The following is a 16,193-nucleotide window of genomic DNA, read 5'->3' on the forward strand; positions in this document are numbered from 1 at the left end:
GGGGGCAGCGGGTTGAGCTCCCGGCGATGCGGCGCCGGGGGTTCGGGGTGGGCCGGTCGGAGCGTCCGGGGCCCGTCAGACCACCAGGGGGCGGTCGGTGGGCCGGATCGGCGCGGGAAGCGGGGTCTTGCCGCCGAGGTACTTGTCCACCGCCGCGGCGGCCGAGCGGCCTTCCGCGATGGCCCAGACGATCAGCGACTGGCCACGGCCGGCGTCTCCGCAGACGTACACGCCATCGACATTGGTGGCGAACCGGCCATCGCGGGCAATGTTACCGCGCGCGTCGAGGTCCGCTCCCAGCTGCTCGACCAGCCCGTTGCGCACGTCCGTCCCGGTGAAGCCCATGGCCAGGGTGACCAGCTGGGCCGGGATGGCCCGCTCGGTGCCGGGGACCTGCTCGAAGCGGCCGTCCCTGAACTCGACCTCGACGAGGCGCAGCTCCTGGACGTTGCCGTCCTCGTCGCCGCTGAAGTGGGTGGTGCTGACCGAGTAGATCCGCTCGCCGCCCTCCTCGTGCGCGGAGGTGACCTTGTACGTCATCGGCATGGTCGGCCACGGCTGGTGCCCGGGCCGGTCCTCGCCGGGCCGCGGCATGATCTCCAGCTGGGTGACGGAGGCCGCCCCCTGCCGGTGGGCGGTGCCGACGCAGTCCGCGCCGGTGTCGCCGCCGCCGATCACGACCACGTGCTTGCCCTTGGCGCTGATCGGGGACTCCACGAAGTCGCCCTCCTGCACCTTGTTGGCCAGCGGCAGGTACTCCATGGCCTGGTGGACGCCCTTGAGCTCGCGCCCGGGCACCGGCAGGTCGCGGGCGGTGGTGGCGCCGGCCGCGACGACCACGGCGTCGAAGCGCTCGCGCAGCTGCTGCCCGGTGATGTCCTCGCCGACGTGCACGCCGGTGCGGAACCGGGTGCCCTCCGCCCGCATCTGCTCGATGCGGCGGTTGATGTGGCGCTTCTCCATCTTGAACTCGGGGATGCCGTAGCGCAGCAGTCCGCCGATCCGGTCGGCCCGCTCGTACACGACGACGGTGTGCCCGGCGCGGGTGAGCTGCTGGGCGGCGGCGAGGCCGGCCGGGCCGGAGCCGACGACGGCGACGGTCTTGCCGGAGAGCCGCTCCGGGACCTGCGGGGTGACCCCGCCGCGGTCCCAGGCCTTGTCGATGATGGTGACCTCGACGTTCTTGATGGTCACCGCGTCCTGGTTGATGCCGAGGACGCACGCGGACTCGCACGGGGCCGGGCACAGGCGGCCGGTGAACTCCGGGAAGTTGTTGGTGGCGTGCAGCCGCTCGATCGCGCCGACGAAGTCGTCCCGGTAGGCCAGGTCGTTCCACTCGGGGATGAGGTTCCCGAGCGGGCAGCCGTTGTGGCAGAACGGGATGCCGCAGTCCATGCAGCGGCCGGCCTGCTTGGTGATGATCGGCAGGAGGCTGCGCTCGACGTAGACCTCGTTCCAGTCCCGCAGACGGACGTCCACGGGGCGGCGCTCGGCCAGCTGCTTGGGCGTGGTCAGGAAGCCCTTGGGGTCAGCCATTAGCCGCCTCCATCATCTTGCGAGTGGTCTCGGCCTCGGAGAGGCCATCGCGCTCAGCGGCGTCCTTGGCGGCGAGCACTGCCTTGTAGTCGGTCGGCATGATCTTGGAGAAGCGGGAGACCCCGCTGCCCCAGTCCGCCAGGAGTTCGGCGGCGACGGTGGAGCCGGTCTCCTCGTAGTGCTGCTGCACGGTCTCGCGCAGCCAGTCGCGGTCGGCGGCGGTGGGGGCCTCGATGCCCACCATGCCGTCGTTGACGTTCGCGGGGCGCAGGTCCAGGACGTACGCGATGCCGCCGGACATGCCCGCCGCGAGGTTGCGCCCGGTCTCGCCGAGGACGACGACCCGGCCGCCGGTCATGTACTCCAGGCCGTGGTCGCCGACGCCCTCGACCACCAGGGTGGCCCCGGAGTTGCGGACGGCGAAGCGCTCGCCGGCCTTGCCGCGCAGGTGGACGCGGCCCGCGGTGGCGCCGTAGCCGATGGTGTTGCCGGCGATGACGTGGTTCTGCGCGTCGTTGCCGATGGCGGCCGCCTCGCGGGCCGGGCGGACGATCACCACGCCGCCGGAGAGGCCCTTGCCGACGTAGTCGTTGGCGTCGCCCTCCAGCCGCAGGGTCACGCCGCGCGGCAGGAACGCGCCGAAGGACTGCCCGGCGGAGCCGGTGAAGGTGACGTCGATGGTCCCCTCCGGCAGGCCCTCGCCGCGGTACCGCTTGGTCACCTCGTGGCCGAGCATGGTGCCGACGGTGCGGTTGACGTTGCGGATCGGCAGCTGGATCCGGACGGTCTCGCCGCGCTCCAGCGCGTCCTCGGCGAGGGCGATCAGCTGGTTGTCCAGGGCCTTGTCCAGCGCGTGGTCCTGGGTGGTGGTGCGGTGGCGGGCGGCCCCCTCGGGCAGCGCCGGCACGTGGAACAGCGGGGCGAGGTCCAGCCCGGCGGCCTTCCAGTGGTCGATCGCGGCCCGGGCGTCGATGTGCTCGGCGCGGCCGACGGCCTCCTCGATCGAGCGGAAGCCCAGCGAGGCCAGGATCTCCCGGACCTCCTCGGCGATGAACTCGAAGAAGTTGACCACGAACTCGGGCTTGCCGGAGAACCGCTCGCGCAGCACCGGGTTCTGGGTGGCGACGCCGACCGGGCAGGTGTCCAGGTGGCAGACCCGCATCATGATGCAGCCGGAGACCACCAGCGGGGCGGTCGCGAAGCCGAACTCCTCGGCGCCGAGCAGCGCGGCGATGACCACGTCGCGGCCGGTCTTCAGCTGGCCGTCGGTCTGGACGACGATGCGGTCGCGGAGCCCGTTGAGCAGCAGGGTCTGCTGGGTCTCGGCGAGGCCGAGCTCCCAGGGGCCGCCCGCGTGCTTCAGCGAGGTGAGCGGCGAGGCGCCCGTCCCGCCGTCGTGCCCGGAGACCAGGACGACGTCGGCGTGCGCCTTGGACACGCCGGCCGCGACCGTGCCGACGCCGACCTCGGAGACCAGCTTCACGTGGATGCGGGCCGCCGGGTTGGCGTTCTTGAGGTCGTGGATCAGCTGCGCCAGGTCCTCGATCGAGTAGATGTCGTGGTGCGGCGGCGGCGAGATCAGGCCGACGCCCGGGGTGGAGTGCCGGGTCCTGGCGACCCACGGGTAGACCTTGTGGCCGGGCAGCTGGCCGCCCTCGCCGGGCTTGGCGCCCTGGGCCATCTTGATCTGGATGTCGTCGGCGTTGACGAGGTACTCGGAGGTGACGCCGAACCGGCCGGAGGCGACCTGCTTGATCGCCGAGCGGCGCTCCGGGTCGTACAGGCGGTCCGGGTCCTCGCCGCCCTCGCCGGTGTTGGACTTGCCGCCGAGGCGGTTCATCGCGATGGCCAGGGTCTCGTGCGCCTCGCGGGAGATCGAGCCGTACGACATGGCGCCGGTGGAGAAGCGCCGGACGATCGCGGAGACCGGCTCGACCTCCTCGACCGGGATCGGCTCCCGCTCCAGGCCGTTCAGCCGGAACAGGCCGCGCAGCGTCATCAGCCGCTCGGACTGCTCGTTCACCCGGTCCGTGTACTGCTTGAAGATGTCGTACCGGCGGTTGCGGGTGGCGTGCTGGAGGCGGAAGACGGTGTCCGGGTCGAACAGGTGCGGCTCGCCCTCGCGGCGCCACTGGTACTCGCCGCCGATCTCCAGCGCGCGGTGCGCGGCCGGGATGCCGGAGGCCGGGTACGCCTTGGCGTGCCGGGCGGCGGTCTCGCGGGCGATCTCCTCCAGGCCGATGCCGCCGAGCTTGGTGGTGGTGCCGGAGAAGTAGCCGTCGACGAGGCCCTGGGAGAGGCCGATGGCCTCGAAGACCTGGGCGCCGCGGTAGGAGGCGACGGTCGAGATGCCCATCTTGGACATGACCTTGAGCACGCCCTTGCCGAGCGCCTTGATCAGGTTGCGGATCGCCTTCTCGGGCTCGACGCCCTCGATGAACACGCCCTGGGCGACCAGGTCCTCGACGGACTCCATCGCCAGGTACGGGTTGACTGCCCCGGCGCCGTAGCCGATCAGCAGCGCGACGTGGTGCACCTCGCGGACGTCGCCCGCCTCGACCAGCAGCGACACCCGGGTGCGCTGCTTGGTGCGGATCAGGTGGTGGTGCACGGCCGAGGTGAGCAGCAGCGAGGGGATCGGCGCGTGCTCGGCGTCGGAGTGCCGGTCGGAGAGCACGACGATCCGGGCGCCGTCGGCGATCGCCGCGTCGACCTCGGCGGCGATCTCGGCGAGCCGGGAGGCCAGGCCCTCGCCGCCGGAGGCGACCTTGTAGAGGCCGGAGAGCGTGACGGCCTTCAGGCCGGGCTGGTCGCCGTCGGCGTTGATGTGGACGAGCTTGGCGAGCTCGTCGTTGTCGATCACGGGGAAGGTGATCCCGACCGAGCGGCAGGACGCGGCCTCGGCGGCCAGCAGGTTGCCCTCCGGGCCGAGGTTGGACAGCAGCGAGGTGACGAGCTCCTCGCGGATGGCGTCCAGCGGCGGGTTGGTGACCTGCGCGAAGAGCTGCACGAAGTAGTCGAACAGCAGGCGCGGCTTCTCGCTCAGCGCGGCGATCGGCGAGTCGGTGCCCATCGAGCCGAGCGCCTCGGCGCCGGTGCGCGCCATCGGCGCGAGGATGACCCGCAGCTCCTCCTCGGTGTAGCCGAAGGTCTGCTGGCGGCGGGTGACGGAGGCGTGGGTGTGGAAGATGTGCTCGCGCTCGGGCAGCTTGGCGAGCTGGATCTGCCCGCCGTCGACCCACTCCTGGTAGGGGTGCTCGGCGGCGAGGGCGGACTTGACCTCCTCGTCCGGGACGATCCGGCCCTCGGCGGTGTCCACCAGGAACATCCGGCCGGGCTGGAGGCGGCCCTTCCGGACGACCTTCTCCTGCTCGATGTCGAGGACGCCGACCTCGGAGGAGAGGACGACCAGGCCGTCCTCGGTGATCCAGTACCGGGCCGGGCGCAGGCCGTTGCGGTCGAGCACGGCGCCGATCTGGTTGCCGTCGGTGAAGGTGACGCAGGCCGGGCCGTCCCAGGGCTCCATCAGGTTGGAGTGGTACTGGTAGAAGGCGCGGCGGTCCGGGCTCATGGTGGCGTGGTTCTCCCACGCCTCCGGGATCATCATCAGCACCGAGTGCGGCAGCGAGCGGCCGCCGAGGTGGAGCAGCTCCAGGACCTCGTCGAAGGAGGCGGAGTCGGAGTGCTCCGGCGTGCAGATCGGGAAGATCCGCTCCAGGCCCTGGCCCTTGCTGTTGGCGGGGATGAGGTCGGTCGCGAGCTGCGACTCCCGGGCGTGCATCCAGTTGCGGTTGCCCTTGACCGTGTTGATCTCGCCGTTGTGCGCGACGAAGCGGTACGGGTGGGCGAGCGGCCAGCTCGGGAAGGTGTTGGTGGAGAACCGCGAGTGCACCAGGCCGATCGCGGACGCGTAGCCGCGGTCCGACAGGTCGGGGAAGAAGGGCTCCAGCTGGCCGGTGGTCAGCATGCCCTTGTAGACGATGGTGCGCGCGGACAGCGACGGGAAGTACACCCCGGCCTCGCGCTCGGCCCGCTTGCGGACCACGAAGGCGGTCCGGTCGAGCTCGATGCCGGCCGTGCCGTCCTTCGCCAGGAAGAGCTGCCGGAACCGCGGCATCACGCTGCGCGCGGTGGCGCCGAGCAGGTCCGGGGTGACGGGGACGTCGCGCCAGCCGAGGACGGTCGTGCCCTCCTCGGCGGCGATGGCCTCGATCCGCGCGACGGCGGCGGCGTCCTTCTCGTCGTCCTCGGGGAGGAAGGCGATGCCGACGGCGTAGGAGCCGGCCGCCGGGAGCTCGAAGGGGACCTTCCCGCGCAGGAAGGCGTCCGGGACCTGGGTCAGGATGCCGGCGCCGTCGCCGGAGTCCGGCTCGGCGCCGGTGGCGCCGCGGTGCTCCAGGTTGCGCAGGACGTTCAGCGCCTGCTCGACGATGGTGTGGTCGGCGATGCCCGTCAGCGTGGCGACGAAACCGACGCCACAGGCGTCGTGCTCGTTCCGCGGGTCGTACAGGCCCTGGGCAGCAGGTCGCGCATCCGGCACGAGCGCGTACGGCTGGCGGGCGGCGCCGGCCTGGGGCTCGTTGGCGGAGTGCATGGATGCAGACAGCATCGGCTCTCCCGTCGTCGTCTTTCGGCAAGGTGGTGCAAGGAGGGACGACGTTGGCCCTGATGCGATGGTGCGGTGTCGTGCGAGTTACATGATGCCCACGATCCCGAGAAGCGGAATATCCCGTCCACATGGCGGGACGGCGCGCAGGTCGGGGGGCGTGTGAGAGGACGTGCCACAGTGCACGTCCCGACGATTGTGCCCAACCGTCCACCGCCTGAAACAGAGGCGAAACCGGGCCGCCACAGAAGCCGATCATGGACGCCTGGGAATCCATCCCGGGAGCCCGTCCGCGGATGCGAATCCGCGGCTCGGAGGCCCGAATGCTGAGACACTGCCAGGCGCCGCCCGAGGCCCATGTGTGAAACGTCACCCACTCACCAGCATAACCATGCACTCCATGGTCACCCCAGATGGCCGCCGATCAGCCACCCGAGCAGGTAGGTCACCCCGGCCGCCGCACCGCCCAGCACCAGCTGCCGCAGCCCGCTGAACCACCAGCTGCGCGCCGTCACCCGGGCCACCACCGCGCCGCACAGGAACAGCCCGGCCCCCGCCAGCAGCATCGCCGGCAGCAGCGCGGTCGCCCCCAGCAGGTACGGCAGCAGCGGCAGCAGCGCACCGAGCGCGAAGCACAGGAACGACGAGCCGGCCGCCACCAGCGGCGAGGGCAGGTCGGTCGGGTCGACGCCCAGCTCCTCGCGGGCGTGCACCTCCAGGGCCAGCTCCGGGTCCGCGGACAGCTGCCGGGCCACCTCGTGGGCCAGCTCCGGGTCCACCCCGCGCGAGACGTACAGCTGGGCCAGCTCGGCCAGCTCCCCGTGCGGGTTGCGGCTCAGCTCCAGCCGCTCGGCCTCGATCTCGGCCTGCACCAGCTCCCGCTGCGAGGCCACCGAGGTGTACTCCCCCGCCGCCATCGAGCAGGCACCGGCCGCCAGGCCCGCCAGCCCGGTCAGGATCACCGTCCCGTTGGACGCCGCCCCGCCGACCACGCCGGTCATCAGCGCGAAGTTGGACACCAGCCCGTCCACCGCGCCGAACACGGCCGGCCGCAGCCAGCCGCCGTTGACGTCCCGGTGGTGGTCCGCCGCGGGTATCCGGGGCTGGTGCCCGGCGTCGGCCTCCATCATGGTCGCACTCATCGTCGTTCCCCTCCGTCGTCGTTCGTCAGCCCTGAACGTAGCCCGTCTGACCTGGGCATTTCCAGCAAAGTAAGGCTGTCCGAACACCACTGAGGCCACCCTTCGCGAGCCTCGCGAAGGGTGGCCTCAGCCGGGGGAACTCCCAGGTCAGATCGGGTTCTTGACGTCCTCGCCGGCCGTCTCGGCGGCCGGCTTCCCGTCCACGGGCCCGGCCGGCTTCCGCAGAACCGGCTTCCCGTCGGCCTTTTCCTCGGCCTTCCCGGCCTTCTCCTCGGACTTCTCGGCCTTCTTGCCGCCCTTGCCCTCGCCCCGGGCGGCCTCCGTCGCGGCACCGCCCGTCGCGGCGGCCTCCGCCGCGGCGTCCCGCTCCTCCTGCGCGGCCGGATCGATGCTCGCCGGGTCCTCCCGCCCGGGCCGCTTCCTGCCCACGATCACGAAGTACGCCACCGCGCCCACGAACACCGCGATGGACACCCAGTCGTTCAGCCGCAGGCCGAAGTAGACGTGCGCGTCGTCGATCCGCAGCCACTCGATCCAGAACCGGCCCACCGTGTACGCGGCCACGTACAGCGCGAACGCCCGGCCGTGGCCCAGCGTGAAGCGGCGGTCCGCCCAGATCACCAGCAGCGCGACACCGACGCACCACAGCGACTCGTACAGGAAGGTCGGCTGGTAGACGCCCTTCACGACCTCGCCGTTGGGCAGCGTCTTGTCGATCTCCAGGCCCCACGGCAGGGTGGTCGACCGGCCGTACAGCTCCTGGTTGAAGTAGTTGCCCCAGCGGCCCAGCGCCTGCGCGAGGGCGATGCCCGGCGCGATGGCGTCGGCGTACGCGGGCAGCGGCACGCCCCGGCGGCGGGCGCCGATCCAGGCGCCGACCGCGCCCAGCGCGACCGCGCCCCAGATGCCGAGGCCGCCCTCCCAGATCTTGAGGGCGTCCCAGGGGTTCTTCCCCTCGGCGAAGTACAGGCGGCCGCCGTCGGTGATCACGTGGTAGAGGCGGCCGCCGACCAGGCCGAACGGCACGGCCCACACGGCGATGTCGCCGACGGTGTGCTTGGCACCGCCCCGGGCGACCCAGCGCTTGCTGCCGAGCCAGACGGCCACGACGACACCGAGGATGATGCAGAAGGCGTAGGCGCGCAGCGGGATCGGTCCGAGGTACAGGACGCCCCGCGACGGGCTGGGAATGTAGGCGATATCCATGGCAGTTCCGACGCTACAGGGTCCGAAGGCCCGCTCGGACACCCTTGGGGTCACAGAAACCGAACAACGGGCCGCGCCGCCGCCTCCGGACGGGGAGGGGCGGCGCGGCCCGGCGGGCTCAGCCGGCCGTCGGCGACGGGTTGTTGGCCTCCGAGGCGGTGCTGGTCGGCGCCGGGGTCTGCCCGTGCGAACCCGCCGTGCCCAGCTGCTTGCCCTGGTTCGCGGCGTCCACCCACTTCGCCAGGTTCGCCGGGGTGATCTCCTCGCTGCCGTTCTTCGGGTAGACCGGCTGGCCGTTGAGCAGCACCGTCGGCGTGGACTTGAAGCTGGACTTGTCGAAGTCCTGCTGCACCGCGGACACCCAGCCGCCGAACCTGCTGTCCTTGACGCAGGACTGGAACGCGGGCGTGTCCAGGCCGTTGACCTGCTTGGCCAGGCCGAACAGCACGGCCTTGTCGCCGAAGGCGTCGTTGGTCTCGTCCGGCTGGTTGCGGTACAGCACGTCGTGGAAGTCCCGGAAGTGCCCGGCGTCCTGGGCGCAGCCCAGCGCGTTGGCGCCGTTCCGGGAGCCCTTGCCCGCCACGGCCCGGTCGATGAACGACACGATGTGGTAGTTCGTGTAGATCTTCCCGGCGTCCTCCAGCTGGTCGATGGTCGACGAGAACTCGCGCTCGAAGGTGCCGCAGGCGGGGCAGCGCGGGTCCTCGTAGACGGTGAGGACGGAGGGCGCGTTGTCGGCGCCGACCGGGATGACCAGGTTCTTGTCGCCGATCGTCCCGGCCGGGGCGGCGACCGGCGTCTCCGGCTTGGAGCGCTGGTTCTGCACCACGACGCCGACGATCACCGCGGCGGCGATCACCGCGAGCACGGAGCCGCCCACGATCAGCTTCTTCTTGCGCCGGGAGGAGGCCTCGTCGGCCGCCCGCTGCTCCAGCATCCGCTCACGGGCGGTGCGCTTGCCTTCTCGGTTCTTCTCGCTCATTGCGTTGACATCCACGGTCGGGGCCTTCGTCGGGGTGCAGGGATGTGGGGGTCAGCTCGCCAGCCAGCCGTCCGCCGACAGCCGGGTGCGGGGCCGCCACAGCAGCCACCCGGCCAGCAGCAGGAACCCGGTGTCGCGCAGGATCTCCTGGAGGTACTCCGTCTGGGACGCGTCGACGTGCCCGCCGCCGCCGAAGCAGCCGCAGTCGATCGAGATGCCGCGCGCCCAGGCGGAGGCGATCCCGGCGATGAAGGCCAGCAGCAGGAGCGCGGAGACCCCGGCCACCAGCCGGACGCCGAGGCCCACCACCAGCAGCAGGGCCAGCGCCAGCTCCAGGAACGGCAGGCCGTAGCCGATCGGCTTGACCAGGCCCTCGGGGAGGATCTCGTAGGCCCGGACGGCCTGCGCGGCCTCCGCCGGGTCGGAGATCTTCGCCAGCCCGGCCCACCCCCAGACCACCGCGAGGCCGAGCCGGACGACCGTGCCGAGCCACTCGCTCCAGGCCGGCACCGGCCGTCCCGCCGTCGGCGTGGGCGCGGAGCCACCGGGCTGCGCGGTCATCAGGGAACCCCCCTCGGGAAACTCGTTCACTCCCTGAGGAACCGTCGGGGGCGGAGGGGGGTTTCTCGGCGGTCGGGAATGACGCCGGATGAGTGACGTTCCGTCCGAACAGTCCGAACACCCGAGCGTCAGCGGCACCCCGCCAACCACCCTGCCTCGAACAGGTCGGGGTGCCGGGCCGCCTCCGCGCACGCCACCGCCTCCCGCTCCGCCCGCTCGGCGCCCCGCTTCGCCAACGCGTGGCCCACCTCGACGTGCACCCCGACCGCGCCGACGAGCACCACCACGGCCGCCGCCGCCCGCAGCAGGACGGCCCGCTGGACACTCCGCACCGGCTCACCCCTTCCCGCTCGCCCCGGCAACCGTTCGTGCACTCCTCCCTCCACTCAACGTCCGCCAACCCCGCCTGATGCGTGTCCCCACCCCTTGTTCACCCGTTCGGGTCCGCACTCCGGTCGGCGCGCACGGCAAATGCCGCGCGCCCGGGGCCGCGCCCCTCAGGAGCGCGGCCCCGGAAACACACCCACGAAAGACCGGCGGCCCCCCACTCCCGAGGAGTGGAGGGCCGCCGGCCTGATGGTCCTACCGCGCGTCAGCTCCGCCGCACGCCCGAGGCCAGTTCCCCGGCCAGGGCCCGCACCGCGTCCAGCGCCGCTTCCTCGTCCTCGCCCGCGGCCAGGATCCGCTTCACGAACGCGGACCCCACGATGACCCCGTCCGCGAACCGGGCGACCTCCGCCGCCTGCACCGCGTCCGAGACCCCGAGCCCGACGCAGACCGGCAGGTCGGTGGTGGCCCGGGTCCGGGCGACCAGGTCCTCGGCCATCGAGCCGACGGCCGACCGCGTGCCGGTCACGCCCATCACCGCGGCCGCGTACACGAACCCGCTGCCCGCCGCCGTGACCTCCGCCAGCCGCGCGTCCTTGCTGCTGGGGGCGACCACGAACACGGTGTCCAGACCGTGCTCGTCCGCCGCCTTGCGCCACTCCTCGGACTCCTCCACCGGCAGGTCCGGCAGGATGCAGCCGGCCCCGCCCGCGGCCGCCAGGTCGGCGGCGAACCGCGCCACCCCGTAGCGGTCGACCGGGTTCCAGTACGTCATCACCAGCACCGCCGCCGCGGGGTGCGCGGAGGCGACCTCCTGGACGGTGCGCAGCACGTCCTTGATCCGCACGCCGCCCCGCAGCGCGATGTCGTCGGCGGTCTGGATGACGGCGCCGTCCAGCACCGGGTCGGAGTGCGGCAGCCCGACCTCGACCACGTCGCAGCCGCCCTCGATCAGCGCGTTGACCGCCCGGATGCCGCCGTCCACGGTCGGGAACCCGGCCGGCAGGTAGCCGATCAGCGCGGCCCGGTCCTCGGCCTTGGCCGCGGCCAGGATGTCGCTCAGCTTGGAAGCCATGATCACTTACCCCCCTCGGCGGAGTCGGCCGGCCCGGCGGACCCGGCCCCCGGCTCGTCGTACAGCCCGAAGTACTCGGCCGCGGTGTGCATGTCCTTGTCCCCGCGTCCCGACAGCGAGACCAGGATGGTCGCCTCCGGCCCGAGCTCGCGCCCCAGCTCCAGCGCCCCGGCGAGCGCGTGGGCGCTCTCGATGGCCGGGATGATCCCCTCGGTGCGGGACAGCAGCCGCAGCGCCTGCATCGCGGCGTCGTCGGTGACCGGACGGTACTCGGCCCGCCCGGTGTCCTTCAGCCAGGCGTGCTCCGGCCCGACGCCCGGGTAGTCCAGCCCGGCCGAGATCGAGTGCGACTCGATGGTCTGCCCGTCCTCGTCCTGGAGGACGTACGTCCGGGAGCCGTGCAGCACGCCCGGGTCCCCCTTGGTGAGGGTGGCCGCGTGCCGGGGCGTCTCGGCGCCCTCGCCGGCCGCCTCGCAGCCGATCAGCCGCACCCCGGCGTCCGGGATGAACTCGTGGAAGATCCCCATCGCGTTTGAGCCGCCGCCGACGCAGGCCACGACGGCGTCGGGCAGCCGGCCGGTCCGGTCGAGCACCTGCTGCCGCGCCTCGACGCCGATGACCCGGTGGAAGTCCCGGACCATCATCGGGAAGGGGTGCGGCCCGGCGACGGTGCCGAACAGGTAGTGGGTGGAGTCGACGTTGGCGACCCAGTCCCGGAACGCCTCGTTGATGGCGTCCTTGAGCGTCCGGCTGCCGGACTTGACGGCCACCACCTCGGCGCCGAGCATCCGCATCCGGGCGACGTTGAGCGCCTGGCGCTGGGTGTCGACCTCGCCCATGTAGATGGTGCAGTCGAAGCCGAACAGGGCGCAGGCGGTCGCGGTGGCCACGCCGTGCTGGCCGGCGCCGGTCTCGGCGATGATCCGGGTCTTGCCCATCCGCTTGGTGAGCAGCGCCTGGCCCAGCACGTTGTTGATCTTGTGCGAGCCGGTGTGGTTGAGGTCCTCGCGCTTGAGCAGGATGCGCGCGCCGCCCGCCTCGGCGGAGAAGCGGTGCACGTCGGTCAGCGGGCTCGGGCGCCCGGTGTAGTCCTTGAGCAGCGCGTCGAGCTCGGCGGTGAAGGCCGGGTCGGTCTTGGCCTTCTCGTACTCCTCGGCGACCTGCTCGACCGCGGCGACCAGCGCCTCGGGGATGAAGCGGCCGCCGTACGCGCCGAAGTAGCCGCGCGCGTCCGGCACCTGGGCGCCGGGCAGGTAGTCCTTTTCGGACATGGTGGTTTCCCTTGAACGGAGATGGACGACAACGACGTCTTCCCGGCTGGGCTTCAGCCGGACGTCACGCGCCATCGCCGTCCCGGCACCTGCCCGGGCTCGCACCCGATGACGTACCGCACCCGACGCCCCAGCACCCGGCGTGCGGGCGCGCGGCAGCCGCGCGGGCGGCAACCGGGGGCGAGTCGGGCGGCGATCTTCATGGGGTGGGGGTCAGTCCTTGTGCCGGACGGCGGGGTGGGCCCCGGCGGCGACCAGGTCGGCGACCGCGGCGCGCGGGTCCTTGCCGGTCACCAGGGACTCGCCGACCAGCACCGCGTCGGCGCCGAGGTTGGCGTAGTTGATCACGTCCAGCGGGCCGCGCACACCGGACTCGGCGATCTTGACGATGCCGTCCGGGATGGCGTGGGCGACGTTCTCGAAGGTGTTGCGGTCCACCTCGAGCGTCTTCAGGTTGCGGGCGTTGACGCCGATGATCCGGGCGCCGGCGTCCACCGCGCGCTTGATCTCCTCCTCGTCGTGCACCTCGACCAGCGGGGTGAGGCCGATCGACTCGGCGCGCTCGATCAGCGACACCAGGGCCGGCTGGTCGAGGGCCGCGACGATCAGCAGCGCGAGGTCGGCGCCGTGCGCACGGGCCTCCCACAGCTGGTAGGCGGTGACGATGAAGTCCTTGCGCAGCAGCGGGGTGTCCACCGCGGCGCGGACGGCGTCCAGGTCGGCCAGCGAACCGCCGAAGCGGCGCTGCTCGGTCAGCACGCTGATCGCGGCGGCACCGCCGGCCGCGTAGTCCACCGCCAGGGCGGCCGGATCGGCGATCGAGGCCAGGGCGCCCTTGGACGGGCTGGAGCGCTTCACCTCGCAGATCACCCGGACCCCGTCGCCCCGGAGGGCGGCGACGCCGTCCTTGGCCTCCGGAGCCTTGGCGGCCAGCGCCTTGAGCTCGTCCAGGGAGACCCGGGCCTGCCGCTCGGCGAGGTCCTCGCGGACCCCTTCGATGATCGAGTCGAGCACACTCACTCAGGAGCCCCCATCTTTTCTGCCAGTTGGCCGGCGTGAGCCGGCGGGCGACAGCCCACCGACTCTTCGATGGTATCGGCACCCGGGGGCGGGGGGCGCACCGGTTCGAACCGCGTCTCGCGGACCGGACTCCCGCTCCGGCGGTCCCCAGCTGCGGCTTCACCGGGCGTGCACCGGTTTTCGGACGGTCTTCGCACCGGTTTTCGGACGCTCTCCGAGCCGGCCTCGACCGGTGGCCGGGACGTGGCGTCAGGGCGTACGGGAAGCGGCGGCCGCGCGGTCGAGGACCACGGTCAGGGGCCGCGGTACGGCAGCAGGGACGCGGCGGTCGCGCGGCCCGGTCAGACCAGCGGCGGCGCCAGCCCGGCACCGACCCCCGAGTTGCGCACCACGGTGAACACCAGAACCAGCAGGGCGATCAGCGCCCACCGCCGGCCCCCGACGGTGATCCTGGGCGGCGGCCCGCCGGTCAGCGCGGCCCAGCCCCAGCGCAGCCACAGCACCGCCAGCACGCCGAACAGCAGGACCACGACGGCGTTGTCGTGCAGGGCGCCGGTGAGGTCCCCGTGGCTCAGCGCGTGGACGCAGCGCAGCCCCCCGCAGCCGGGGCACCACCAGCCGGTGGCGGTCAGGAACGGGCACTCGGGGTAGTGCCCGGGGGTGTTCGGGTCCACCACGGCGACGTACGCGGCGGGGACGGCCACCGCCGCCAGCGCGGTCAGCGGCGGGCTCAGCCGGCGCCGCACGGGCGGCGGGGCGGAGGCGGTGGAAGCGGTGGGGGCGGCGTTCACGCCCCGATTCTGCCCGGGTCGGGCCCGGACACGACGAAACGGCGGGCGTGGCGCGCCCGCCGTTCCGATGTACGACAAACGTGTGGTCGTGTGGTGCGACGAGCCCGTCGTCAGGCGGCGACGGCGGCGCGGGCCTCACGGGCCGCGAGCTGCTCCTCGGCCGACTTGTAGACGTTGGCGCTGGGCTGCTTGCCCATGCCCGCGAGGGACATGGCCTTGCCGACCACGCCACCGGCCAGGATGACCGCCAGGCCGACCCAGACGAGCAGAACCGACGGCAGGATCATGGCGACGCCCGCGACGCCGAAGCCGACGAAGGAGATGACGACGCCGGTCCAGGCGGCGGTGGTGTGGCCGTGTGCTGCTGCTGCCATCTGAGTGGTGCTCCTTGGCTCTCGGGGCCCGGCCGGGCCTGCGGGGCCGCCGGCGGGTTGACGGGTTCCATTGTGCCGGGCCACACACCGACGGCCCAAAGCGGGTGGCGGGTCTATCGCGTCACATGCGCGCGGGCCGCGTCACGTGCGCGCGGCTCACACCGCGGTCGGGTCCTCGCCCCGGTCCAGGGCCTTCCACAGGTCGCCCGGCGTCTCGGTCCGCGCCGGGGCCTTGCGGGTCGGCGCCTCGTAGCGGCTGCCCATGGCCGGCCAGCCCCGGCCGTAGCGCAGGGTGAGCAGTCCGGCCAGGGCCAGCAGGACCCCGCCGACCAGCGCGACCCAGGGCCAGGCGGTGTGCGAGACCTCGGTGGCCGCCGAACCGGTCAGCGCCAGCTTGCGGGCGGCCTCGGCGTCCAGCGCGGCGGTGTCGCCGGCCCCGGCCACCGAGGCGGCGGCCGCGCCGAGCCCGGCCAACAGGGTCAGCGCGCCGACCGCCAACCGGCCGGCGCCGCGCACCGCGAACACCGCGACGGCCGCGGCGAGGCCCACCAGGGCCAGCCCGCCGGGCAGTTCGGAGATCCTGCCGCCGGTGACGGACACGTCCAGGGTGCCGGCCCGGCCCTCGGCCCAGGTCCGCCCGACCGCGGTCAGCACCAGCACGGCGCTCAGCACGGTCAGCAGCAGCATGATGCCGAGGGTGCGGCGGCTGGGGGCGGCGGGGGCGGGGGTCTGCTCAGCGGTCACCCGTCCACTATCCCCCGACCGACGCCGGGGTCCGTACCCGGGGTGGGGAACGGGCCGTCGGGCGAGCCGTCGGGCGGGCGGCGGGCGGGGCGGGTTACGGCGTGGGGAGGCCGTCCGTCCGCAGCACCACCGTGCGGCCGCCGAGCGGCAGGAACAGGTCGTTGCCGAACGGCACCCGCTCCGCCTCCCGGTACACCCCCTCGGGGGACGGCGCGGTGTGCACGGTGCAGACCGCCGCCGCCGGATCGACCACCACGTACAGCGGCACGCCGCTCTCCGCGCAGGCCCGCGCGAAGACGTGGTCACGGCCCGGGTGCGCCACCTCCAGCACCGCCTCGGCGTCCGCGGCCCCGTACCGGCCCCGGGCGGTACGGGCGGCGCCGGGGGCGACCACCACCAGGTCCGGGGCGAGCGGGCCGTGCGCGGCCGGGAAGTCGATCAGGACCCCGGACAGCACCCGCCCCGCGCCCGCGAGCCCTTCCCGGATCTGGGAGGCCGTCCCGAAAACGGCCTCCCAGCGCAGCTCGTCGTACGGCGCCTCGGGCATCCCGGCCGCCT

At 73.0% G+C, this 16,193-nt stretch carries 15 protein-coding genes; all 15 read right to left on the minus strand.

Features of this window, described 5'->3' with window-relative positions; all coding sequences use genetic code 11:
• Positions 1-75: 75 nt before the first annotated feature.
• A complete protein-coding gene (locus tag ACFCY1_RS08205; RefSeq protein ID WP_375873967.1) occupies positions 76-1,536 on the minus strand; it encodes a glutamate synthase subunit beta in 1,461 nt (486 codons plus the stop codon).
• Positions 1,529-6,130 carry a glutamate synthase large subunit gene (gene gltB / locus ACFCY1_RS08210; protein WP_375874013.1) on the minus strand — a complete coding sequence of 1,534 codons (4,602 nt, stop codon included), beginning with the start codon at positions 6,128-6,130 and terminating at the stop codon, positions 1,529-1,531. Before gltB ends, ACFCY1_RS08205 begins: the two co-directional genes overlap by 8 nt.
• Before the next feature lie 416 nt (positions 6,131-6,546).
• A complete protein-coding gene (locus tag ACFCY1_RS08215; protein ID WP_107418648.1) occupies positions 6,547-7,272 on the minus strand; it encodes a VIT1/CCC1 transporter family protein in 726 nt (241 codons plus the stop codon).
• Positions 7,273-7,431: 159 nt separating this feature from the next.
• Entirely contained in the window at positions 7,432-8,490 is a 1,059-nt protein-coding gene (lgt, locus tag ACFCY1_RS08220; protein ID WP_375873968.1) for a prolipoprotein diacylglyceryl transferase, read from the minus strand.
• 118 nt (positions 8,491-8,608) lie between these two features.
• Entirely contained in the window at positions 8,609-9,472 is an 864-nt protein-coding gene (locus ACFCY1_RS08225) for a DsbA family protein (protein ID WP_375873969.1), read from the minus strand.
• A 51-nt stretch (positions 9,473-9,523) separates the two neighbouring features.
• Positions 9,524-10,033: a MauE/DoxX family redox-associated membrane protein gene (locus ACFCY1_RS08230; RefSeq protein ID WP_053112044.1), complete on the minus strand. Its 510-nt coding sequence runs from the start codon at positions 10,031-10,033 to the stop codon at positions 9,524-9,526.
• A 128-nt stretch (positions 10,034-10,161) separates the two neighbouring features.
• Positions 10,162-10,365, minus strand: a complete 204-nt coding sequence (locus tag ACFCY1_RS08235; protein ID WP_049651214.1) for a hypothetical protein — start codon at positions 10,363-10,365, stop codon at positions 10,162-10,164.
• Positions 10,366-10,625: 260 nt separating this feature from the next.
• Complete coding sequence (trpA, locus tag ACFCY1_RS08240; RefSeq protein WP_375873970.1) at positions 10,626-11,435, minus strand: tryptophan synthase subunit alpha; 810 nt, start codon at positions 11,433-11,435, stop codon at positions 10,626-10,628.
• Positions 11,436-11,437: 2 nt separating this feature from the next.
• Entirely contained in the window at positions 11,438-12,706 is a 1,269-nt protein-coding gene (gene trpB / locus ACFCY1_RS08245) for a tryptophan synthase subunit beta (protein WP_074000949.1), read from the minus strand.
• A gap of 53 nt (positions 12,707-12,759) precedes the next feature.
• The gene (trpM, locus tag ACFCY1_RS08250) at positions 12,760-12,909 is read right to left on the minus strand and encodes a tryptophan biosynthesis modulator TrpM (protein ID WP_188296911.1); all 150 of its coding nucleotides are present in this window, start codon (positions 12,907-12,909) and stop codon (positions 12,760-12,762) included.
• Between the two features lie 10 nt (positions 12,910-12,919).
• Positions 12,920-13,726 (minus strand): indole-3-glycerol phosphate synthase TrpC, encoded by an 807-nt coding sequence (gene trpC / locus ACFCY1_RS08255; RefSeq protein WP_049651216.1) that lies wholly within the window; start codon positions 13,724-13,726, stop codon positions 12,920-12,922.
• 341 nt (positions 13,727-14,067) lie between these two features.
• A complete protein-coding gene (locus ACFCY1_RS08260; RefSeq protein WP_049651217.1) occupies positions 14,068-14,517 on the minus strand; it encodes a DUF2752 domain-containing protein in 450 nt (149 codons plus the stop codon).
• A 110-nt stretch (positions 14,518-14,627) separates the two neighbouring features.
• On the minus strand, positions 14,628-14,891 hold the full coding sequence (locus tag ACFCY1_RS08265) for an HGxxPAAW family protein (RefSeq protein WP_049651218.1): 264 nt from the start codon (positions 14,889-14,891) through the stop codon (positions 14,628-14,630).
• Positions 14,892-15,047: 156 nt separating this feature from the next.
• A complete protein-coding gene (locus tag ACFCY1_RS08270; RefSeq protein ID WP_241852746.1) occupies positions 15,048-15,578 on the minus strand; it encodes a TIGR02234 family membrane protein in 531 nt (176 codons plus the stop codon).
• Between the two features lie 151 nt (positions 15,579-15,729).
• Positions 15,730-16,182: a Uma2 family endonuclease gene (locus ACFCY1_RS08275; protein ID WP_375873971.1), complete on the minus strand. Its 453-nt coding sequence runs from the start codon at positions 16,180-16,182 to the stop codon at positions 15,730-15,732.
• Positions 16,183-16,193 lie beyond the last annotated feature (11 nt).

This window comes from Kitasatospora sp. NPDC056273 (assembly GCF_042268845.1).
In the GTDB taxonomy this organism is placed as follows: domain Bacteria; phylum Actinomycetota; class Actinomycetes; order Streptomycetales; family Streptomycetaceae; genus Kitasatospora.